This is a genomic window from Candidatus Krumholzibacteriia bacterium (assembly GCA_029865265.1).
Classification (GTDB): Bacteria; Krumholzibacteriota; Krumholzibacteriia; order WVZY01; family JAKEHA01; genus JAKEHA01.
Window position 1 is genome coordinate 1 of record JAOUHG010000025.1, and the last position, 22,982, is coordinate 22,982.

The 22,982-nt window shown below is 66.6% G+C and carries 14 protein-coding genes; 10 read left to right on the forward strand and 4 right to left on the reverse strand.

What is annotated here, in order from left to right; translation table 11 throughout:
• From OEX18_11065 to OEX18_11090, 6 genes are all read left to right on the forward strand, one after another.
• Positions 1–1,126 (forward strand): 2-oxo acid dehydrogenase subunit E2 (locus tag OEX18_11065; protein ID MDH4337800.1); only part of this gene is annotated, 1,126 nt, incomplete at its 5' end.
• 4 nt (positions 1,127–1,130) lie between these two features.
• The gene (gene lpdA, locus OEX18_11070; GenBank protein MDH4337801.1) at positions 1,131–2,549 is read left to right on the forward strand and encodes a dihydrolipoyl dehydrogenase; all 1,419 of its coding nucleotides are present in this window, start codon (positions 1,131–1,133) and stop codon (positions 2,547–2,549) included.
• Between the two features lie 91 nt (positions 2,550–2,640).
• The gene (locus tag OEX18_11075) at positions 2,641–3,504 is read left to right on the forward strand and encodes an SPFH/Band 7/PHB domain protein (GenBank protein MDH4337802.1); all 864 of its coding nucleotides are present in this window, start codon (positions 2,641–2,643) and stop codon (positions 3,502–3,504) included.
• A 146-nt stretch (positions 3,505–3,650) separates the two neighbouring features.
• Positions 3,651–4,799: a glycosyltransferase gene (locus tag OEX18_11080; protein MDH4337803.1), complete on the forward strand. Its 1,149-nt coding sequence runs from the start codon at positions 3,651–3,653 to the stop codon at positions 4,797–4,799.
• A complete protein-coding gene (locus tag OEX18_11085) occupies positions 4,796–5,908 on the forward strand; it encodes a glycosyltransferase (protein ID MDH4337804.1) in 1,113 nt (370 codons plus the stop codon). The genes OEX18_11080 and OEX18_11085 overlap by 4 nt, the downstream gene beginning before the upstream one ends.
• Positions 5,909–5,914: 6 nt before the next feature.
• Complete coding sequence (locus OEX18_11090) at positions 5,915–7,003, forward strand: glycosyltransferase (protein ID MDH4337805.1); 1,089 nt, start codon at positions 5,915–5,917, stop codon at positions 7,001–7,003.
• A gap of 30 nt (positions 7,004–7,033) precedes the next feature.
• Here OEX18_11090 and OEX18_11095 read toward each other — a convergent pair whose 3' ends face one another.
• The 4 genes from OEX18_11095 to OEX18_11110 are packed head-to-tail and all read right to left on the reverse strand — an operon-like array spanning position 7,034 to position 13,540.
• The gene (locus tag OEX18_11095; protein MDH4337806.1) at positions 7,034–10,237 is read right to left on the reverse strand and encodes an efflux RND transporter permease subunit; all 3,204 of its coding nucleotides are present in this window, start codon (positions 10,235–10,237) and stop codon (positions 7,034–7,036) included.
• On the reverse strand, positions 10,234–11,454 hold the full coding sequence (locus OEX18_11100) for an efflux RND transporter periplasmic adaptor subunit (GenBank protein ID MDH4337807.1): 1,221 nt from the start codon (positions 11,452–11,454) through the stop codon (positions 10,234–10,236). Before OEX18_11100 ends, OEX18_11095 begins: the two co-directional genes overlap by 4 nt.
• Positions 11,451–12,908 carry an efflux transporter outer membrane subunit gene (locus OEX18_11105; protein MDH4337808.1) on the reverse strand — a complete coding sequence of 486 codons (1,458 nt, stop codon included), beginning with the start codon at positions 12,906–12,908 and terminating at the stop codon, positions 11,451–11,453. Before OEX18_11105 ends, OEX18_11100 begins: the two co-directional genes overlap by 4 nt.
• Before the next feature lie 2 nt (positions 12,909–12,910).
• Positions 12,911–13,540, reverse strand: a complete 630-nt coding sequence (locus OEX18_11110) for a TetR family transcriptional regulator (GenBank protein ID MDH4337809.1) — start codon at positions 13,538–13,540, stop codon at positions 12,911–12,913.
• Between the two features lie 252 nt (positions 13,541–13,792).
• Between OEX18_11110 and OEX18_11115 the strand changes: the two genes are divergently transcribed.
• From OEX18_11115 to OEX18_11130, 4 genes are all read left to right on the forward strand, one after another.
• Positions 13,793–15,076 (forward strand): 6-bladed beta-propeller, encoded by a 1,284-nt coding sequence (locus OEX18_11115; protein ID MDH4337810.1) that lies wholly within the window; start codon positions 13,793–13,795, stop codon positions 15,074–15,076.
• Between the two features lie 92 nt (positions 15,077–15,168).
• Positions 15,169–16,518, forward strand: coding sequence for an efflux RND transporter periplasmic adaptor subunit (locus tag OEX18_11120; protein ID MDH4337811.1), 1,350 nt, complete (start codon positions 15,169–15,171; stop codon positions 16,516–16,518).
• Positions 16,519–19,632 (forward strand): efflux RND transporter permease subunit, encoded by a 3,114-nt coding sequence (locus OEX18_11125; GenBank protein MDH4337812.1) that lies wholly within the window; start codon positions 16,519–16,521, stop codon positions 19,630–19,632.
• Entirely contained in the window at positions 19,629–22,955 is a 3,327-nt protein-coding gene (locus OEX18_11130; GenBank protein MDH4337813.1) for an efflux RND transporter permease subunit, read from the forward strand. Before OEX18_11125 ends, OEX18_11130 begins: the two co-directional genes overlap by 4 nt.
• The last annotated feature ends 27 nt before the right edge of the window (positions 22,956–22,982 follow it).

A 22,982-nucleotide genomic window follows, 5' to 3' on the forward strand; every position in this document is an offset into this window, starting at 1 on the left:
TGTGATCGCGCGTATCGACACCGAGGCGGCCCGGGGGGTGACAAAGGCCGCGCCATCCGCCGAGAAGAAGCCTGTGACCGCGCCGGAGAAGAAGGCGGCGCAGGAGCGCGCGCCCGGACCCCCGCAGCCGGCGGCGTCCGGCGAGGGCGAGAACGAGGACAACGCGGAGTCGCTGCGCGAAGCCGTGGTGGCCGTGGCCCAGGAGCAGGGTGCAGCGGTCCCCGCGTCTCCCACCGTGCGCCGTCTTGCGCGCGAGCTCGGCATCGAGATCCACCGCGTGCGGGGTAGCGGTGCGGGCGGGCGCATCACCTCCGACGACGTGCACGCATTCGCCAAGTCGATCATCGCCGGCGCGCGCAGCGGTGCCGCACCCGCCGGTGCGCCCGTGTCAGGGACACGTGCACTGCCGGATTTTTCCCGCTTCGGTGCGTTCGAACGCACGCCCATGTCGAAGGTGCGGCAGATCACGGCGCAGAGCATGGCCGCGGCCTGGCACGCCGTCCCGCACGTTACCCAGCACGATGAGGCCGATATCACCGCGCTCGAGGCAGCGCGCAAGCGGTATGCGCCTCGTGTCGAAGCGGAGGGTGGCAAGCTCACCATGACCTCGATCCTGGTAAAGGTGTGCGCGTCGGCGCTGCGGCGCTTCCCCGACTTCAATGCCAGCGTGGATGTGGCAAAGAGCGAGATCATTCACAAGCAGTACGTCAATATCGGCATCGCCGTGGATACCGACCGTGGTCTGCTGGTGCCGGTCATTCGCGACGCGGACCGCAAGAACATGACACTACTGTCGGTGGAAGTGAACGAGCTTGCGGAGAAGGCGCGCAACAAGCACATCATGCCGGACCAGCTGGAAGGCGGGTGCTTCACCATCTCCAACCTGGGCGGAATCGGCGGTGTGGGCTTCACGCCCATCGTCTACTGGCCGGAAGTGGCGATCCTGGGGGTGTCGCGTGCATCCATGAAGCCGGTGTACGATGGCGCGGACTTCGAGCCGCGGCTCATCCTGCCACTCTCGCTCTCCTACGATCACCGCCTGATCGACGGCGCGGCCGCGGCGCGTTTCCTGCGCTGGGTGTGCGAGGCCATCGAAAACCCCATCCTGCTCTCCCTCGAAGGCTGATTGCATGGCGGCGGACTCTTTCCAGCTGGTCGTGCTCGGCGGCGGACCCGGTGGTTACGCCGCCGCGTTTCTCGGCGCCGACCTCGGCCTGAAGACCGCGCTCGTCGACCTGGACGAGAACCCGGGCGGCGTGTGCCTGTACCGGGGTTGCATCCCCTCCAAGGCTCTGCTGCACGTGGCGAAACTCCTGCACGAGGCGTCCGCGGCGAAGGCCATGGGTGTCGACTTCGGCGAACCGAAGGTCGACCTGGATGCGCTGCGCAGCTGGAAGGACGGCGTGGTGCGCAAACTTACCGGCGGCGTGGGAACGCTGGCGAAGTCGCGCAAGGTGGAGTTCGTCCAGGGGCGGGGACGATTTGAGAACGCGCACACGATGTCGGTGGAGCTCGCCACCGGTGGCGCACGCACGCTGTCTTTCGAGCACGCCATCGTGGCGACCGGTTCGCTGCCGGTTACGCTGCCCATGTTCGACGCGGCATCTCCGCGCGTGCTGGACTCAACGAGTGCGCTCGCGCTGGAGCGCGTGCCCGCGTCGATGCTGGTGGTGGGTGGCGGCTACATCGGCCTCGAGCTGGGCAGCGTGTACGCGGCACTGGGCACGAAGGTCTCCGTCGTCGAGATGTTGTCCGGTCTTGTGCCCGGCGCCGACCGCGACCTGGTGAACGTGCTCGAGAAGAGCGCCGGCAAGAACTTCAAGCGTATCATGCTGGAGACGAAGGTGACCGCCGCCCGGGAAGACGGCGAAGGTGTGCACGTCACCTTCGAAGGCAGGACGTCGGAGACCGCCCGCTACGACAGTGTGCTGGTGGCGGTGGGACGCAGGCCCAACGCGCGCGACATCGGGCTGGAGAATACCCGCGTCGGAGTCAGCGAACGCGGCTTCGTCGAAGTCGACGTGCAACGGCGCAGCGCGGAACCGTCGATCTTCGCCATCGGCGACGTGGTGGGCGAACCCATGCTGGCGCACAAGGCGTCGCACGAGGGGCGTGTGGCGGCAGAGGTCATTGCGGGACACAAGGTGGCGTTCGAGCCCAACGCGATTCCCGCCGTCATGTTCACCGATCCCGAGATTGCCTGGTGCGGCCTCACCGAGGCCCAGGCGAAGGAGAAGGGTGTCGAGGTCGAGGTGGCCAAGTTTCCGTGGGCGGCTTCCGGCCGCGCCATGACGCTGGAGCGCACCGACGGCCTCACCAAGCTCATCGTGGACCCGAAGACCGGGCGCCTGCTCGGTGTCGGAATTGCCGGCGCGGGAGCCGGCGACCTCATCGCGGAAGGCGCGCTCGCAATCGAGATGGGCGCCCTGGTATCGGACGTCAAGCTCACCATCCACCCGCACCCCACCCTGTCCGAGACCGTCATGGAGGCCGCCGAAGTCTTCTTCGGCCAGAGCACCCACGTGTACCGCCCGAAGCGGAAGCGATAGCCTTCCCGCCGCCGTTTTCGACCGAATAGGAACGGCGCCGGGGGTGTATCCGGTGCATCAAGCGGCCCCCGGGCCCAACCAGGAGGAAAACATGTCTGCGCTCCTCATGTATGCCGGTGTCGTTGTTCTTATCGTCTTCTTCATGGGGATTCGGATTGTCCGGCCCACACGCCGCGGTCTGGTCGAGCGGCTGGGGCGCTACCAGCGTTTCGCCAACCCGGGTTTCCAGTGGGTATTCCCGGTGATCGAGCGGCTCTACACCGTCAACGTCACCGAGCAGATGGTGGACGCCGACCCCCAGGAAATCATCACCAACGACAACCTGAACGCCCTCGTCGACGCGCAGATCTACTTCCGGATCAAGCAGGACGAGGAAAGCGTGAAGAACTCGCAGTACAACGTCAACGACGTGTCGTCTCAGATTGTGAGCCTGGCGCGAACCACATTGCGTAACATCATCGGAACGTTGACGCTCAAGTCCGCCAACAGCGAGCGCGGGCGCATCAACGAGGACCTGCTCAAGGTGCTGGTGAAGGAAACGCACAGTTGGGGTATCGACATCGTGCGCGCGGAGCTCAAGCAGATCGATCCGCCCAAGGACGTGCAGGAGACGATGAACAAGATTGTCAAAGCGGAGAACGAGAAGATCGCGGCCGTCGACTACGCCACCGCCGCTGAGACCGCAGCCGACGGCGAGAAGCGTGCCGCCATCAAGAAGGCGGAGGGTGTGCGCCAGGCCAGAATCCTCTCCGCCGGCGGCGAGGCCGAGGCCATCCGCCTGGTCAACGAAGCGGCGGAGAAGTACTTCGTGGGGAACGCGCAGCTCCTGAAGCGTCTCGAGGTCACGGAAGCCTCCCTCAAGGACAACGCCAAGGTCATCGTCCCCGCCGGTTCCGAGGTCGTGAACGTGGTGGGTGACCTCGCCGGGGTGCTGCCGCTGGATCGTCGCCGCTGACGGACGCCGAAAGAGTCGAATGACGGCCGCGGGTTGAACTCACCCCGCGGCCGTTTTCGATTGGATGCGTTCATGCAGCCGGTTGGAGCGCCGCTTCCGTCCGAAGCCGTTGTTCGTCCGGCGGGCGCATGGTAAGCTGGCCAGTCGTGATAAACGTTTTTCACATCATTACGTCGACCGACGTGGGTGGCGCGGAAATGATGCTCGGCGGATTGCTGTCCGTCACCGATCGCACCCGGTTCGCGCCGCAGGTGGTGTCGTTGACGCCGCCGGGCGCCGTCGCCGGGCGAATCGAGGCGCTGGGTGTGCCGGTGCATTCGTTGCGCATGGCGCGCGGGTGGCCCAACCCGATGGCGGTGGGGAGACTGGCGAGGTTGTTGCGCGGCGAGAGCGCCGACATCGTGCAGACGTGGATGTACCATGCCGATCTGGTCGGGGGATTGGCGGCGCGCATGGTGGGGGTTCCGGTGGTATGGAACATCCGGCATTCCAACCTCGACCCGGCCATGGATCGAAAGCGCACCATTCGAATCGCGGCGCTGCTCGCGTATCTCTCCCGGACCATGCCGGTTGAAATCATCACCAACTCGTCGGCGGCGAAGGACGCGCACGTCGCCCGGGGGTACGCGGCCGAAAAGATCACCGTCATTTCCAACGGGTTCGACACCACCGCGCTCAAGCCCGACGCCGTGAGCCGGCATGACGTGAGGCGGGAGCTCGGTGCCGGGGCCGACACCCCGCTGGTTGGTCTCGTCGCCCGTTTCAGTCCCCACAAGGACCACCGGGGTTTCCTGCGGGCGGCATCGAGGCTTCGCGCGCGAATGCCGCAGGTGGAGTTCGTGTTGTGCGGGGCGGGCATGGAACGAAGCAACCCCGAACTGCTGCGGTGGATCGAAGAAGAGAAGCTGAACGGGTGCGTTCATCTTCTGGGGCCGCGCGCCGACGTCGGTCGCATCAATGCGGCGCTGGACGTTGCCACTTCGTCGTCGCGAAGCGAATCGTTCCCGACGGCAGTCGGGGAGGCGATGGCCTGCGGTGTTCCGTGCGTGGTGACCGACGTGGGCGACGCGAGGGTGTTGGTGGGGGATTGTGGCTGGGTCGTTGCTCCGGGTGACGCGGACGCGCTCGCGGCGGCCTGGTTTGCCTGCCTGCAGTTGCCCGCGCCGGAGCGCCGCGAGCTCGGTCTGAGGGCGCGGCGGAGCATCGAGGATCGGTTCGGGCTGCCGGCGGTCGCCGGGCGCTACCAGGATCTCTATCTCGACGTGCTCGGCGCGAACACCCGTTCAACGGCATGACGCCACCGACGAACATCGGCCGGGTTGCTTTCTTCCTGCCGTCGTTGCGCGGTGGCGGCGCAGAGCGCTCCGCCGTCAACCTTGCGGCGGGTTTCGCGGCGCGCGGCGTCGTGGTCGACATGGTGCTGGCTCGTGCCGCGGGGCCGTACCTGCAGAACCTCCACCCCGATGTCCGGGTCGTGGATCTCGGCGCACCGCGTGTGGTGTACTCCCTGCCGCGATTGTCGCGTTATCTTCGCAGCCAACGCCCCGACGCCATGGTTTGCTTCATGGACCACGCCAACCTCGTGGCACTGGCCGCACGATGGTTGAGCGGTGCACCCACCCGGGTGATCGGAACCGTCCATCACAACAAGACCGTGCAGCGCGAGCAATTCCGGGGTGTCAAGGTGCGCGCAGTGACGAGAATGGCCTGGCGCGCATATCCACGACTGGATGCCGTCGTCGCCGTTTCGCACGGTGTTGCCGAGAGTCTCGCACGCGAGAGTGGAATGCCGCTGGAAGATATCCACACCATCTACAACCCGATCGTAACGCCCGGGCTGGAGGCGCGGCTGCGGACCGCCGCGCCGGGTGCCCGCGGCGGCGGGCTGGTGGTTGGGATGGGGAGGCTCGACGCGCCCAAGGACTTCGAAACGCTGATCCGGGCATTCGTCGCGGTGCGCGCGCGACGTCCCGCCCGGTTGCTGATACTCGGTGACGGACCGGGACGCCCGCGGCTGCAGGCGCTCGCCAACCAAACGGGCGTTGCGGACGATGTGACCTTTGCAGGGTTCGTCGACGATCCCTACACCACGCTCCTGGGTGCAGACGTGTTCGTGTTGTCGTCGCGTTCGGAGGGCCTGCCCACGGCATTGATCGAAGCCATGGCGTGCGGGTGTCCGGTGGTGAGCACGAATTGTCCCAGTGGCCCCGAGGAGATTCTGGAGGGCGGGCGCCATGGCCGGCTGGTACCGGTGGGCGACGCCGCTGCGCTCGCGGACGCCATCGTAGAGACAATGGAATCGCCCCCCGACCGCGACATGCTGCGGCGCCGCGCGGGGGACTTCTCGCTGGAGAAGTCGGTGGATGCGTATCTGGCGTTGTGCGCGGCTCCGGGGAAGGGGTGAGCCGTCGTGCGGGTTGCGTACTATCACGAGTGGAGTGATGGACCGCGCAGCGGGGTCTTCAAGAAGATCGCCGCGCAGGTGCGCCGTTGGGTGGAGTCCGGACTGGACGTTGCCGTCTTCAATCTCTCCGCGCGTGATACCGCCGACGAGTGGCGCCGCGCCTGCGGGGCGGCCGTGCGTGTGGAACAGGTGGTATGGCATTCGCGCGTGGAGCGCCTGCTGCGCATGCCCCGGCTGGTCGACCGCATGCTCGACTGGAGCCCGGACCTGGTCTACCGCCGCTACGGTCCCTGGTATCCCGCGTTCGACACGGTGTCACGGAAGTCGCGGCTGGTGCTCGAGGTCAATACCGATGACCTGGCCGAAGCGAGGCTGCATGCGCGCCACCGCTACTGGTACAAGTGCGCGACCCGCGGGCTGCTGTTGAAGCGGGCGGCGGGCATCGTGTTCGTCAGCCACGAGGTATCGCGCAAGGCGCACTTCGCCGGTTTCAGGGGACAGCGGCGCGTCATTGCCAACGGCGTCGATCTGGATACCATTCGCCCCCTGCCCGCGCCGCAAAACGACTCCCCGCGTCTGGTCTTCGTTGGCTCGGCCGGCAAGCCGTTTCACGGTACCGACAAGATCCTGCAACTGGCGCGTGCCTTTCCCGGCTGGCGCTTCGACCTGGTCGGGCCCGGCCCCGACGAAATGGACGCGCCGCTTCCCGATAACGTCATTGCCCACGGTCCCATGCTCCAGCGCGACTACGCCTCCATCATGGCCTCGGCGGACGTCGCAATCGCCTCTCTGGCGCTGCACCGCGTGCAGATTCATGAGAACTCCCCGCTCAAGATGTCCGAGTACCTGGCGTGGGGAATTCCGGTGATTGCCGGGTACAAGGACACGAACTTCATGGAGAAGGTTGACTTCATCCTGGAGCTTCCATGCAGCGAGGACAACGTTACGAACCATGTGGATGACATCCGCCGGTTCGTGGCGGCGAGTTCCGGCCGGCGCGTCCCCAGGGAGGCGATACGTCACGTGGGCAGCGATCAAAAAGAGCGCGAGCGCATCGAGTTCTTCGAACAGCTGTGCCGTGGCGCCGGGCGCTGACGCCGTACTCCCGTGAGGCGCGCGCCCGCGTCAGGCTTCGTCGGTGCGGACGGCGCCGGCCGTGGTCGCGACCGGAGCCTTGCCGGAGAGCCGCAATACCCCCCGTTTCACGTCCTCGAGGATCAGGTAGCCCGCGGGAACGAGGCCCAGCGTGATGAAGGTTGCGCCCACCACGCCGAAGGCCAGTGACACCGCCATCGGTACCATGAACTTGGCCTGCACGCTGCGCGCGAGGAGCAGCGGGGTCAGCCCGGCGAAGGTGGTCAGCGACGTGAGCCAGATGGGACGGAAGCGCCGAATGCCCGCTTCGCGCAGTGCCTGCTCCATGGGCAGCCCCTCGCGGCGCTTGCGATTGATGTAGTCGACCAGAACGATACTGTCGTTCACCACCACACCCGTCACCGCCACCAGGCCGAACACCGACATGATGGAGAGGTCGATCCCCATCACGATGTGGCCCCACACCGCGCCCACCAGCCCGAACGGAATCACCGACATGACGATCAGTGGCTGGATGTAGGAACGAAACACGATGGCGAGCTGCGCAAAAATGAGCAGCTGGGCAAGCAGGAAGGCGCGACCCAGATCGCCCATGGTATCGGCCTGCTCGCGTTGCTCGCCCTCGAACGAGTAGCTCACCGACGGATAGTTCTTCAGTATGCCTGGCAACACACGTTCCTTCAGGTCGCGGTTGATTTCGCTGGCGTTGGCGCGCGTTGGATCGACGTCGGCGGTTACGTTGATAGTGCGCTTGCGATCCACGCGCTGGATGGTGGAGAAGCCGGCGCCAAGGTCGGCCTTGGCCACCTCTGTGAATGGCACCTCGCCCCCGTCGGGTGTGCGAATGCGCATACGTTCGAGATCGGCAATCGAACGTCGCTCCGCCTCGGGAAAGCGCACCATGATGCGCACGTCGTCGCGTCCACGCTGGATGCGCTGCGCTTCCTCACCGTAGAACGCCTGGCGCACCTGGCGGCCCAGATCGGACAGCGTGATGCCGTAGGCTTCCGCGGCCGGCTTGACGGTGAGTTTGATCTCCTGTTTCCCGCCGCGGAACGAATCCGAGATGTCGAACACGCCTTCGTAGTGGGTCAACGCCTCCTTGATGCTGCCCGCCGCCGCCTCCAGCCGGTCCAGATCCAGGCCCGCCAGTTGCACGTTGATGGGATCGCCCGCGGAGAAGATGGTGGCGCTGAACGAGAGCTCAATGGCGTCCGGAATCTGTCCGGTGGATTCGCGCCAGCGGCGCGCAACCTCGGAACTGGTGACGCGGCGCTTCTCCGCGGGTGCGAGTTCCAGCAGCACCTCGCCCACGTTGCTGGCGGCCAGACTGCCGCCGCCACCGGGCCCGCTCTGGCGCGCGCGGTAGGGCTGGTCGCCCACGGCGGTGAAGATGTGCTGGATGGGGGAGGGTGCCCCCGGTCTGAGGCCGGCCTCCAGCTGGTCGCGCAGCGCGAGCGCGTTCTCCTCCAGCCGCGCGACTGCGTCGGCGGTGCTTTCCACCGACACGCCGGGGGGCATGGTGACCGATGCGGCGACGAAATCGGATTCCACGTCGGGAAAGAAGCGGAACTTGATCCAGCCCGCGCCCACGATGCCGATGGTGATGAGCATGACGGCCAGGGCGAGGGCCACCGTGCCGTAGCGGAACTTCAACGCGATGCGCAGCCCGGGCGCGTAGAACTTTCGCGCCACCGTGTCGAGTCCGTCCGCGCAGCGCTTCTGGAAACGCTTCCAGGCGCGGTTCACCGGATTGCGTGCCTCCCCGGTATCGGGCCGGGAGTGTGCGATATGCGCGGGCAGGATGAACAGGGATTCGATCCAGGAGAACACCAGCGTGGCGATGACGATGATGGGAATCACGCGCATGAACTTGCCGGTGGTGCCCTGCACCATCATCAGCGGCATGAAGGAGCATACCGTGGTGAGAATGGCGAAGGTCACCGGCACCGCCACCTCGGTGGCGCCGCGGGCGGCGGCATCCACGCCGTGCTCGCCCTGTTCCATGCGGTCATAGATGTTCTCGCCCACCACGATGGCGTCGTCGACCACCATCCCCAGCACCACCACGAAGGCAAAGAGCGAGAGCATGTTGATGGTGAGACCCAGCGATGGCATCAACCACAGGGCGCCGAGAAACGAGATGGGAATGCCGAGGCTCACCCAGAACGCGAGCCGCAGCCGCAGGAACAAGGCCAGAATGATGAACACCAGGATGAAGCCCTGGATGGCATTGGTAATGAGCAGATTCAGGCGGCCGCGCAGGATGCGCGAGTAGTCGTTCCATGCCGTCAGGGCGACGCCGGCCGGCATGCGCGCCTGCGCCTCCGACACGTAGGCCTTGACGTCGCGCGCGATATCCAGCGCATTCTGGTCGCCGACGCGATAGACGCGGACGAGCACCGCGGGCTCGCCCGAGAATCGCGCAGACTGGTCGGTCTCGGCGAACCCGTCCACCACCCGGGCCACGTCGCCCAGCAGCAGCCGCGTTCCATCCGGCCGTGTCATCAGGACGATGTTGTCGAAGTCCGCGCCGCGATACGCCTGTCCCTTGGTGCGCAGCAGGATCTCGCCGCCCGCGGTTCGAATGGAGCCACCGGGAAGGTCCAGCGACGAGCGGCGAATGGCCGCGGCCACGAAGTCGAAGGTGATGTCGTAGCGCCGCAACGCCTCTTCTGAGACCTCGATGGAGATCTCGTAGGGCCGCGCCGCAACCACTTCCACCTGGGTGATGTCGCCCGCGCCCTGCAACTCGTCGCGCACGCGGTCGGCCACCTCCTTGAGCACCGTCTCCGAAACCGCCCCCGAAACGGCGATATCGATGACCTGGCGGCGATTGGTCACCTCCGCGATCACCGGCTTCTCGGTTTCGTCCGGGAAGGTGGAGATGGCGTCGACGCGCGTCTTGACGTCGTTGAGCATCTCACGCACGTCCGTGCCCGGCTCCAGTTCCACCAGCACGGATCCCATCCCCTCCGATGAGCTCGAGGTGATGCGCTTGATGCCTTCCAGGTCCTGGATGGCCTCCTCGATCTTGACGCACACGCCCTCCTCGACTTCTTCGGGCGCAGCGCCCCGGTAGATCACCGACACGGTGACCATGTCGAGCGAGAACTCGGGAAAGACTTCCTTGGTGATGGTGTTGACGGTAATCAGTCCCGCAGCCAGGATCACGATCATCATCAGGTTGGCCACCACGGAGTTGGCGGCGAACCAGCGCAGCAGCGGATTCATCGCGCCGCCTCCGTGGCGGACACCGAAGCCGTCGTGTCCGCCGGTTCGTCCGGCCGGGCATCCCCGGTACGAACACTCATTCCTTCCGTGACGGTTTCGATGGTCGAGATGCACACGCGCTCGCCGCCGCTGAGGCCATTGCCGATGACCACGTCCTCGCGACCCGCGCGCAACACCTCCACCGGCTGGAAGCGGATGCGATTCTCGTCGTCCACCACCAGCACCACGTCGCCGCGCCGCACCGCGCTGCGGGGGAGTACCACCGCCTGCTGCACCGCGCGGCCCTCGATCTCCGCCTCCACGAACAGTCCCACCGCCAGCGGCGCGCCGGTCTGTTTCGCCGCCTTGCCGTAGGGATCGTCCACGCGCGCCACCACGAACACCATGCGCGTGCGCGGGTCGATCTCGCCCTCCACGCGAACGATGCGTCCGGTCCAGCTGCGTTCACGGCCGGCCAGGTTGGCGCGCAGCGTCACGCGCGGTCCTTCCACCTTGCCGCCGCCGTGGAAGTCGATGGGCAGGTCGAGGTGGGCGAGCTCGCCGTCCGGGATGGGAAGGCGGACCTCGGCGGCGTCGGTGGCGTAGATCTGCGCCAGCGGTGAACCGGGGTTGAGGTATTGGCCGACGTCGGCGGTCTTTTCGCGCACGCGGCAGTCGAAGGGCGCGCGCACGGTGGCACGGTCGAGATTGCGCTGTGCCTGGCGCAGGCGGGCTTCGGCCGCCTCCAGCGCCGATCGCGCTTCCTCGAGTTGCAGCTCACGCGTGGCCAGCGAGTTGGCCTCGCCGCTGCCGAGTTGCTTCCATTCCTCGCGCGCCAGGTCCGCCTGCGCCTGCTCCTGTTCCAGCCGCACCTTCGCCTGTGCCACCGCGCTGCGCGACGCCACCACCGCCAGCTCGTAGTCGACCGGGTCGATGCGCAACAGTACGTCGCCCTTTGCGAAGAAGCCGCCGGAGGCGAAGGTGGGGGCGATGGACATGATGCGCCCGGCCACCTCGGCCACCACCGCGGTTTCCGTGCGCGGCTGCACGGTGCCGTGGGTGGTGACGGACAGGCGCGTGTCGCGCGGTTCGGTGGTGATCACGCGCACCAGCGGCGCGAAGTCCTCCGGCGCGCGCTGCGGCGCCGGCTTGCGCGACTTGACCATGACCACGCTGATCAGCAGGCCGGCAACGAGGATGATGATGGGCACCAGTATCTGCTTGCGGCGTTCGCTCATTTCGCCCCTCCGTCCGCGGACGTCATTTCGAGAAGGAAGTCGTTCCACTGGGATTCGATGTCGAAGCCCCCGCCCAGAGCGAGGTGAAGGTTGATGCGGGCGTCGAGGCGCTCGCGTTGCACGGTGATCAGTTCGCTGCTGGCGGCGATCGCGGATCGCTGTGTCTCCAGGACCGCGATGTAGTCGGTGAGGCCCGCCTCGTACTCGCGTTGTGCCAGCCGGTAGGCGGCGCGCGACTGGCGCGTGGCTTCGGCCACGTGGCGCTCGCGCTCGGCCAGCAGGGCCTCCGCGGTCAGGGCCTGTTCCACCTCGTTGAAGGCGACCAGCAGCGCCTGCACGTAGGCTGCGAGCGACAGATCGGCGCGCGCGTGGGACTGGCTGAGGTTGGCGCGCAGTCGTCCCCCCTGGAAGATGGGCTGCACCAGCCCCGCAGCGATGTTCCACACGCCGAAGTCCAGGTCGACGAGGTCGTTGAGGTCGTTGCTGGTGGTGCCGGCGCTCCCGGTGAGCGTGATGCGGGGAAAGAACGCGCGCCGCGCCTGCGACACCCGGGACTCGGACGCCGCGTAGCGCCGTTCCGCCGCCACCAGGTCGGGACGCCGGATCAACAGCTCGCTGGGGAGTCCGCCGGGCACCGGGCCGGTCATGTCCGGCATGGTGCCGCGGGTGGCGACCTCGGCGGCCGGGTAGCGCCCCATCAGGATTTCGAGTTGCCGTGCCGCGGTGGCCCGCTGCTGCAGGCGGCGCACCCGCAGTGCCTCCACGTTGGCCAGTATGGTCAGCGCGATGCGCAGATCGAGAGAGCTGCGCACACCCTGCTCGTAGCGGTGGCGCACCTGATCGACCGTCCGCGCCACGCTCGCAACGGACGTGTCCGCGAACGCAACCTGGCGTTCCGCCTCGATCAGCGCGAAGTACGCCTTGGCGGTCTGCGCGGCGATGGACATGCGCGCCGCGGCCAAGTCCGCCCAGCTTGCGCCCAGCTCGGCGAGTGCGGCTTCCTCTCCCTTGCGAATGCGGCCCCACAGATCGATCTCCCAGCTCATGTCCAGCGAGACGCCGAATTGCTCGCTGCGCACGGTGAGGACGTCGCCACCACCCGGAATGGGGAACCCGATGATCTTGCTCTCCGACTTCTGCGCGCGCCCTCCCGCGCTGAGCTGCGGCCACTGGTCGGCGCGCGTGATGCGCGCCGCCGCCGCGGCTGCATCGACGCGGGCGGCGGCCGCGCGGATGTCCATGTTGTTCCCGAGCGCCTCGCTGACCAGCGAATCCAGCACGGTGTCGTCGAACCCGGACCACCAGTCCGCCGGATTGGTGGCCGCGGACCATCCCGGAACGGCGGTGCTCGCGTAGGTGCCGGGCGTGGCGACCTCGATGGTGGGGGGGCGCCGGTCGGGAGCCGATGCACAACCGGTGAGCAGCAATGCCAGCGTGACGAGGGAGCGTCTCACGATCATTCCTTCCCGGATTCCGCCGCGCACGGAGCCGCCAGCCCGGCCGAGGCGAAGGCGATGAGTTGTTCCAGTACCGTCTGGGTGTCGACCGACATGGACGGGTCGCACACCGGCGAGCGCGGTGCGGTGAGCGTGAACACCATGGTGCCGACCATGAAATGGAGGCGTACCCACGCCTCGTCCTCGGTGATGTGGGGGGCCGCGCGCTGGATGGCGGACACGAAGCGTCGCGCCGTCGTGCCGAAGATGCGCGTCATGGCGGCGGAGTCCGGAGCCTCCATGACGATGCGCCCGATCAGCCGGGACACGTGGCGGCGTTGGGGATCCCCGAGCATCTCCAGGGCCGGTGCGCAGAAGGCCCGCACGATGTCCTCCGCCGGAATCACACCGCGGAGGTGGCGTTGCTCGATGGCGTCGAGCAGTTCCAGCCGCCGCCGGTTGACCGGTTCCGCCCGCCGCGCCATCAGTGCCTCCAGAAGCCCTTCGCGCGAGCCGAAGTGGTAGTGCACGGCGGCCATGTTGGCGCCGGCCTCCTTCATGATGGCGCGCAGCGAGGTCGCGGCCACTCCGTTCTCCGCGAACATGCGCTCCGCCGCGTCCAGGATTCTCTCTTTGGTGGGATCATTCACCGGCAATCACCTCAATCGGGTGATTAGATTAATCGATTGATTTATTCCAGTCAATGGGCATTTTCTGCCCCGCCCGTTGCCGGGGTCCCCGCAAACCCTTAGACTCGGCGTGGAAACCCGCCGAATGCCGGGGCCCCGGGCGTGTACCTGGACGGTTCCAAGCGGTTGATTCCCGCGGAACCCAATACGAATTCCGCACGTACTTACGGATACTTCCGGATGTGCAATCTTTCCCAAGGAGCAAGGATCCCCATGACCCGTATCAATCTGACCCCCTGGGCCCGTGCCGCGGCCGGCGCGGCCCTCTCACTGGTATTCCTGCTCGTGGCCGGCGTGGCTGGCGCGGGCGACTGGAAGGGCAAGGTGGAAACGGTCAACGGTGTCAAGACCGTCACCAGCCCCGCAACGGGTTTCGCCCCGCCCGCCACCATCAAGCTGCCCGAGTTGTGGCGCCTCGGCGGGGACACCGACGACGAGGACGAGTTCTTCGGCGTCATCAGTGATATCGATATCTACGCCAACGGTGACGTCTACCTGCTGGACAGCCAGCTCAACGAAGTGAAGGTCTACTCCAAGGACGGGGAATTCCTCCGCGCCATGGGGCGTGAGGGTGAAGGCCCCGGTGAGTTCCGCGGTCCGGTGGCCATGTACTTCACCGGGGACGACAAGGTCGCTGTGCTGCAGGCGGTGCCGGGGAAGATCGTTCTGCTGACGCTCGATGGCCAGCCCGCCGGTGACGGCGTCATCCCCAAGACGGACGACGGCGGCTTCCAGCTGCTGCAGGGCGGCGAGGCGCGCGGCGGAAACACCGTGCTGTTCATGGCCCGCACCAAGTTCGACCAGGAAGCCAACAAGTGGTCGCGCAACGGCTTCCTGGCCAGTGTCGACGCCAGCGGCAAGCAGCTGTGCGAGTACGCCTCCAAGGACAACACCATCAACATGTCTGCCGCCGAGATGAGCGACGTTGCGTGGGACACGTTCGAGCGCCGCTGGGAAGTGGGCCAGGACGGCAAGGTCTACGCCTGCAACTCGTACGAGAACTACGAAATCACCGTTTACAACAAGGCCGGAGGTATCGACAAGGTCATCAAGCGCGAGTACAAACACACCGCACGGCCTGACAACGAGAAGAAGTTCATGGAAACGGTGATGGGCTACTGGGCGCAGCGCATTCCCAACTGCAAGGTCACCATCGCGGACATGAACAAGGACATCGATACCATCTACGTGCGCGATGACGGTTCCATCTGGGTGCTCAGCGGCACCGGCGCGCGCAACCTGCCCAAGGGAACCCTGGGCGTCTTCGACGTGTTCAACCCCGAGGGGCAGTTTGTCAAGACGGTCACGTTGCAGGGCCGCGGCGATCCCATCAAAGACCTGTACGTGTTCGAGAAGGATCGCCTGTACGTGGTGACGAGTTTTGTTACCGCGGCCATGTCGGCGCAGGGCGTAACCGGTCTCGAGACCGAGGAAGAGCCCGAGCCCATGGCGGTAATCTGTTACAAGCTTGAAGGCGACGCGATCGCGGCCCGCTGATCGTCGCCCCGAGTTTCATGCGCGCCGGTGACGGGCCCATCGACTCCCGTCGCCGGCGCCGGCCGCTTGGTCACCCATCCAGGAGACGCCCCGTGAATTCTGCGATTATCCGCGCGCTCATCCCGCTCTTCATCTCCGTTCTGCTTGGTTTCGGTTGCGGCAAGAAGGACGCCGCGTCGGGAAACACCGATTCCACCGGCACCGATTCCACCTCTCTGGCCGCGGTGGAGGGTTCCATGGAGGGAGACGCGGAGAATTTCGGCCAGCGCAATGGCGGCACGGCGGAAGCCGATTCCACGGCCAAACCCAAACGCGAGCGCGCCGTGAATGTCAACGCCTCCGGCGCTGTGCGAGGCGACCTCGTCCGCCCGGTGGTGGCCGAGGGGTACATTCGCGCCCGGCACTCCGCGGAGATCCATGCAGAAGTGGCCGGCAAGCTGATTCGCGTGCTGGTCGAGGAGGGGCAGGCGGTGCGGCGCGGCCAGCTGATCGTCAAGCTGGACGATCGCGAGTACGAGATGGCGGCGGAGGAGTCGCGTGCGCGTTACCTGCAGGCACTCAGTCTTCTGACCATCGAGGACAGCGAAATCGATTCCGCCCTGGTGGAGAGCGCCCAGGCCACCCGCGATGAGTTCGCCGATCTCGAACGCCTGGAACGCACGGGCAAGATCACCCGCGACGAGCGGCTGGCGCGCGAGATCGCCATGGACATTCGTGCGCTCAAGGACGGGAAGTTCCGTGGCGAGATTGCGGCCGCGCGCAGTGGCGTATCGGTGGCGCGTGCGGACCTGGAGCGCGCCCGGCTCAATCTCGAGCGCACGGAGATCCGGGCACCGTTCGACGGCATCGTATCCGGACTCACCCTGACCGCCGGCGAGCAGATCATGCTCAACCAGACCATCTGCACGCTGGTGGACAACGTGAACATCGAGGCTGAGGTGGGCGTGCTGGAGGCGGATGTGGGCAAGATCGCGCCCGGCGGGTTTGCGCTGCTGGCCGTGCCCGCGCTGGGCGACACCTTCAAGGTCACCGTGGACGTGGTGAGCCCGCAGTTCGACCGCGCCACGCGCACCTGCCAGGTTCTGTTGCGCGTCAAGAACGAGGACGGTCGCCTGCGCCCCGGCATGTTTGCGCGCTCGCTCATCGCGGGCGAGCGCTTCGACGACCGGCTGCTGGTGCCGCGCGAGGCAATCCTCTTCCGCGACGACCGGCCGCTTCTGTTCAAGGTGGAGGGTGACCGCGCCAAGTGGCTGTACGTGGACGTGGGCGAGAACAACGATCACCTGATCGAGATCAGGAGCGTGTTGCAGGGCGGCACGCTGGACCCCGGGGACCGCGTGGTGGTGTCCGACCATCTCACCCTTGCGCATGACGCGAAGATCAAAGTGCGACGGACGCTGCCGCTTACCGATCCATGGCTCCAGTCCGGCCAGGGTGAATAGATGATCCGTTTTGCCATCCACCGGCCGGTCGCGACCAGCATGCTGTTCCTCGCGCTGATGCTGGTCGGCGTGGTCAGCTTCCGCAAGATACCGGTCGACCTGCTCCCGTCCATCACCTACCCGCGTCTCACCGTCGTCACCACCTACGAGGACCTGCCCGCCGAGGACCTGGAACGGCTGGTCACGCAGCCGCTGGAAGAGGTCGTCACCGCGCTCACCGGTGTGCGCCGCGTGGTGTCGCGCACGCGCGAGGGCGTCTCCATGATCACCATCGAGTACGAGTGGGGGACGCAGATGGATTTCGCCAACCTGCACCTGCGCGAGGCGGTGGACCGGGTGGCGTTTCGCGAGGACTTTCCGGAGGCCGCGGAGCGCCCCGTCATCCTGCGCTGGGATCCCACTTCGCGCCCCATCAGCATTCTGGCGCTGCGCGGCAACGCGCCCATGGCCGAACTCACCGAGTTCGCCGAGGAGGTGGTGAAGCCCGCGTTGCAGCAGGTGGAAGGGATCAGCAAGGCGGAGGTGGTGGGCGGACTGGAGCGCGAAGTGCTGGTGGAGCCCGATGCGCACAAGATGGCCATCTACGGCATCAGCGTGGAGCAGATCCAGTCGGCGCTGGTGCGCAGCAACGTGTCGTTTCCGGGCGGGCGCATCAAGCAGGGGCCGCTGCAGATGAGCCTGCGTATCGACGGGGAATACGGCACCATCGACGAGATCGCCGCCACCGACATCGTGCGTTCCGGCCAGTCGCCGTTGCGGGTGGCGGACGTGGCGCGCGTCATCGACACAACCAAGCAACCCGAAGGCGCCACGCTGCTCGGCGATGAACCGGTGGTGTCGTTGCTCATCTACAAGGAGCCCGAGGCCAATACCATCCGCGTCACGTCCGAGGTGGACCGCGCGCTGGGCGTGCTGGACGACGACTATGAGGACTTCGCGTATACGTTCGTTTACCGGGACGCGGACTACGTGCGTTCGTCGTTCACCGGCCTGGTGCAGTCGCTGCTGCTGGGAGCGGTGCTCGCCTTCGGCGTGTTGTTCTTCTTTCTGAACAATATTCGCGCCCCCATCGTGGTGGGGCTGTCCATTCCGGTGGCGCTCACGGTGACCTTCGCGCTGCTGTACTTCGGCAAGGTGAAGCTGAACCTCATGAGCCTGGGCGGTCTGTCGCTGGCGGCCGGCATGCTGGTGGACAACGCCATCGTGGTGATGGAGAACATCAACCGCCACCTCGAGACCCGTTTCAAGGCCCGGCCGCCGGATCCCGCCTCCATCGAAACCCGGCGCGCGGTGGCCGACTGCGCGAGCACCGGCGCGCGCGAAATGGCCAACGCCATCGTCGCCTCCACCCTGACCACCATTGCAGTGTTCTTTCCGGTGGTGTACGTGCCGGGAATCGCGGGGGCGTTCTTTCGCGACCAGGCGCTCACCGTCACCTTCGCGCTCATCATCTCCATTGCGACCGCGCTGCTGTTGCAGCCGATGCTGTCGGCGCGCGTGTTGAAACTCAACCTCAGTGGCCCGCGCGGGCCCTTCCGGCTCTTCGACCGCATGTTCCAGTCCATGTATGGCGTCTATCACGCACGCCTCGAAGCCGCGTTGCGCCGTCCGCGGTTGATGGTGCTGCTGCTGGTGGTGGGTCTCGCGATCGCGGGTGTGGCGGGGTCGCAACTGCGGCGCACCCTGATGCCCGAGCGCGCGTCCGGGGACCTGCGCATCGATGTGGAACTTCCCACCGGAACGCCACTGGAAGAAACCGTGGCCGCCGCGGGACGCCTGGCCGGGTGGGTGGCGGACCAGCCCGGCGTGGCGCAGGTGTTCACCCAGGCCGGAACCACGGAGCGCACGCTGGCGGCGATGAAGGACTACACCGCGCCCAACACCGCCCGCCTGCGCGTGATCATGCAACCGGGGCGTGGTTCGCACCACGCGTCCGAACTGTTGCAGGCCGCCGCCGAAGCGCGGCTCGATTCGCTCGAGGGGGTTCGCTATTCCTTCCGCCCCGAAGGCGTCGGCCTGGCCGAAATATTGTCCAGCGAGGAGTCCCAGTTCAGCCTCGGCGTGGTCGCGGATGAGCCGGAGGAGGCGGTGGCGGTGGCGGGGGAGATCGTGGTGGCGCTGGCCGACGCGCACCGGCTGGCGGGTTTGCAGACCGATCGCGTACTGGGCACGCCCAACGTGGTGGTTCGCCTGGACACCGAGGAAATCCTGCGCGCCGGCCTGGACCCCGACGCCATCGCCCGCGACGTACGCAACCGGATTGCGGGCGTGGAGGCGACCACGTTCAACGAGGTGGAGAAGCGCATCGACATCGCGGTGCGGTTTCCGCGCGGTGAGCGCGAGGATCTCTCCGGGGTGCTGGCCTCGCCGGTCGCGGTTTCGGAACAGAGTTCGGTTCCGCTGCGTCGTTTCGTATCACTGAGCGAGGAGCGTCCGGTACGCGAACTGACGCGCCGCAACCAGCGCCGCATGGTCACCATTGCCGGCGAGGCGCGCGGCGGCGACGTCACCGCGGCATGGGAAGAGGCGTCAGCGGCCATCGCAACCCTGGATCTGCCGCCCAGTGTCCGCATCGTGGAGGGCGGCGAGCGCGCCGAGATCCAGAGCAGCTTCCGCGACCTCATGTGGGCGATGCTGTTGTCGGTGGCGCTGGTGTACATGATTCTCGCGGCGCAGTTCGAATCGTTCGTGGACCCGCTGCTCATCGCGATCACCCTGCCCATTGGCATCGCGGGGGCGATGGTTGCGATCGCCATTACCGGCAACACCATCAACATCCTCTCGCTCATCGGCATGATCGCGCTGCTGGGCATCGCCGTGAACGACGCCATCGTCAAGACCGACACCATCCGGCGCCTGCGCGCCGACGGCGTGGAGGCGTTCCAGGCCATCGTGGAGGCCAGCCGCCTGCGCTTCCGGCCCATCCTCATGACCAGCCTCACCACCATGCTGGCCATGCTGCCCATGGCCATCGGGCTCGGCGGCGGCGAGCAGTTGCAGCGGCCGCTGGCGGTCACCATCATCGGCGGCCTCGCGCTCACCACCTCGCTTACGCTGTTCTACACCCCGGTGCTCTACATGCTGGCGCACCGAGTGCGGAGGCCGGACGCATGACCCGTTTCTGCGTGCGCTTCCCCGTCACCACGTGGATGATCTTCGTCTCCTTCGTGGTGCTGGGTGCATACTCGATTCCGCGCCTGAAGATCGAGGCCGTCCCCGATGTCAATCTTCCCACCCTCACCGTATCCACGTCGTGGAACGGCGCGTCCCCGCAGGCGGTGCAGCGCGCCATCACCATTCCCGTGGAGGAGGCGGTGCAGGACGTGCACGGCGTGGAGAAGATCGAGTCGCAGAGCCGCGCGGGAAACTCCACCGTTACCATTTCGTTCCGCCGCAGCACCAACATCGATTTCGCGCGCCTCGATCTGAACGAACAACTGGGCGACGTGCGCCGCAACCTGCCGCTGGGTGCACTGCAGCCGCAGATCATCCCCTTCGTGCCCGAGGAGTTCCGCACCGAGGATTTTTTTACCTTCTCGCTGGAAAGCCCGCTGTCACCCAACGAGCTGCGCGAGCTGGCGGAGACGTGGGTGATCCCGCAGGTGCTGGGGGTTCCCGGCGTGGCCGACGCCGAGGTGCTGGGCGGTGCGCGACCGCTGGTCAAGATCGTGCTCGACCGCCGGCTGCTCGATCTCTACGGCATCCGCGCCGACGAGGTGTTCGCCGCACTCAACCGGCTGGATGAGTTCGAGGGGGCGGGGGTGGTGCTGGAACGCGGACTGGAACGCCTGGTCGCGCTGCGGCGGCCGGTGAGTATCGCGAGCATGCGCGACGCGGTGGTGGCGCGGCGCGGGGGACAGACGTTCACCCTCACCATGGTGGGCGAGGTGCGCGCCGACTTCGAGGACCCGGTGTACTACGTGCGCGCCAACGGTCAGAACGTGGTGCAGGTGTCGGTGGACAAGCGCAGCGGGGCCAACACGGTGGGGGTGAGCCGCGACCTGCGCAAGGCCCTGCCCGGCATCGAGGCCAACGTCCCCGCCCAGCTCGCCTTCCACATCGACGAGGACCAGGGCAAGGACCTCGAGGACAAGCTGCGCGACCTCATCTACCGCTCCTTCGCCATCCTGGGCATTCTCTTCATCATGCTCATCATCTCGGTGCGGCGCCTGCAGCTGACCGCCATCGTCACCGCTTCCATCGTCTTTGCCACGCTGATTTCGCTGTCGATGTTCTACTTCCTGCGCATCTCGGTGAACTTCATCACCATCAGCGGCCTCGCCGTGTGCTTCGGCATGATCGTGGACAACAGCATCCTGGTGCTCGACGCAATCCACCGCCGGCTGGAGGCGCTGGACCGGGCCGAGGAGCTGGGGCTTTCGCGGCGCGCCAAGCTGGAGGTGGCCTACCACGCCATCCTGGACGGTGCGCGCGATATCATGCAGCCCGCGCTGGCCACCACCGCCACCACGGTGGTGGTGTTTGCGTCGTTCGTGTTTCTCTCCGGACGCCTCGCGCTCTACTACGTCCCGCTCGCCATCTCGGTGACCACCGCGCTGATTGCCTCGCTGTTCGTCGCCTTCGGGTGGGTGCCGATGATCCTGCACCACATCTGGGCGAAGCCGATGGTGGCGAAGCTCTCCGACGGGCCCCGCGACGTGGTGGACGCGGGAGAACTGGATGTGTTGGTGGCCGAGGCGCCCGCCCACGAGGATCGCGTGCGGCGCATCGACCGCGGCTATGCGTTTCTGCAGCGGGCGTGGTGGCTGGTGGTGCCCCTGTCGCTGGCCATCTTTGCGGGCGCGTGGTGGGTGTACGACAACAAGGTGAACAAGGGCGGCTTCTGGCGTTTCCCGGAGCAGGAAGAGCTGTTTCTCTACCTGGAGATGCCATCGGGCACCGACCTCGAACTTACCTCGGAAACACTGCGTGCGTTCGAGAATGAACTGACCCCGGTGCCGGAGGGTGTGCGCATGAGTTCGCGCGCCTTCGGCAACCAGGCCATCATCCGGATCGAGTTCGACGACGACCAGCGCGAGACGCCGTTGCCGTTCTACTGGCGCGAACTGCTCATCGCCAGGGCCGACGCCACCGGCGGGTCCAGCGTCTTCATCCGCGGTTTCTCGGACCGCCCGTATTTCAAGGGTGCCTTCGGCGGGTCGGCGCTCAACTCTCTGGTAAAGATCACCGGCTACAACTCCAAGCGGCTGAGCGAGATCGCGGAGGGCACCCTGGCGCGGATCGAGCGCAACCGGCGCGTGCGCAACGCACGTGTGACCACCGGGGCGCAGTTCGAGCGCATCCGCCAGGAGGAGATGGTCATCAAGATCAGGCGCGAGGCGCTCGCCGCGCACAATCTCACCGTGGTCGAGCTGGCGGCGCAGATCCGCCGTATGCTGGGTGTGGATATTCCCTGGACGATGCTGATCGAGCAGGAGCAGGAGCGCGTCCAGCTGTCCTTCGCCGACGCCGAGGACATTTCCTACACGAACATCGCGGATCTGGTGGTGCGCAACCAGGCGGGTGAGCAGGTGCGTCTGGGAGACCTCATCGAGATTGAGCGGCGGGAGGTGTCGCGCTCGATATCCCGTGAGAATCAGAAGTACACCACGCATGTGAACTGGGAGTACCTGGGCACCGACCAGATGCGCCAGAACTACATCAAGGACGTGCTGGCCGGCATCGAGCTCCCCTACGGGTACAAGGCCGAGGAGGCGCGCCAGGAGTTCCTCACCCAGGAAGAGGAGGAGGAGATCGGGCTCGCGGTGTGGATGTCGATCGCGTTCATCTTCATCGTGCTGGCCGCACTCACCGAGAGTCTCGCCCTGCCCCTTCTCATTCTGCTCTCCATCCCCATGTCGCTGGTGGGTGTGTTCGTGATCTTCTGGCTGACGCACTCGGTGTTCGATTCCTCCGCGCGCATCGGGCTGGTGCTGCTCTTCGGTGTCGCTGTGAACAACGCCATCCTGTTGGTGTCGCGCTACCGCACCGAGGCCACGCTGGTGCTCAAGTCGAAGCTGGGCGGCGACCCGGAGACGCGTGCATCGCTGTTTCCACCGTTGCGCAAGGCCCTGGGCGGGAGCGACCTGTGGGTTCTTCCGAAGGAGGAGCGGGTCTCGCTGCTCAAGCGCGCGGTGGCGCGTGGCACGCGCGTGCGCATGCGCTCCATCCTGCTCACCAGCGGAACCACCATCGTGGGACTCGCGCCGCTGCTGGTACACATGAATGACACGCCGGACAAGGATATCTGGGAGAACCTGGCACTCGCCACCATTGGCGGGCTTGCGTCGAGCACGCTGCTGCTGCTGTTCATGGGGCCGGTGGTGTACACGACCAGCATCCGGCTGCGGTGGACGGTGCGCCGCTTCTTCCTCTGGCTCACGGCGCGCGTGCGGCGGCGCCCCACGGCGCCGGCGCCCTCGCCGGAATCGGCCTGACACGCGCGCGTTGCGCACCACCCGGCT

Bases quoted from the DNA above. Each gene is read 5' to 3' on its own strand.
- lpdA (MDH4337801.1), top strand. From the start codon at position 1,131: ATGGCGGCGGACTCTTTCCAGCTGGTCGTGCTCGGCGGCGGACCCGGT.
- OEX18_11100 (MDH4337807.1), bottom strand. From the start codon at position 11,454: ATGAGCGAACGCCGCAAGCAGATACTGGTGCCCATCATCATCCTCGTT.
- OEX18_11095 (MDH4337806.1), bottom strand. From the start codon at position 10,237: ATGAATCCGCTGCTGCGCTGGTTCGCCGCCAACTCCGTGGTGGCCAAC.
- OEX18_11085 (MDH4337804.1), top strand. From the start codon at position 4,796: ATGACGCCACCGACGAACATCGGCCGGGTTGCTTTCTTCCTGCCGTCG.
- OEX18_11075 (MDH4337802.1), top strand. From the start codon at position 2,641: ATGTCTGCGCTCCTCATGTATGCCGGTGTCGTTGTTCTTATCGTCTTC.
- OEX18_11125 (MDH4337812.1), top strand. From the start codon at position 16,519: ATGATCCGTTTTGCCATCCACCGGCCGGTCGCGACCAGCATGCTGTTC.
- OEX18_11130 (MDH4337813.1), top strand. From the start codon at position 19,629: ATGACCCGTTTCTGCGTGCGCTTCCCCGTCACCACGTGGATGATCTTC.
- OEX18_11115 (MDH4337810.1), top strand. From the start codon at position 13,793: ATGACCCGTATCAATCTGACCCCCTGGGCCCGTGCCGCGGCCGGCGCG.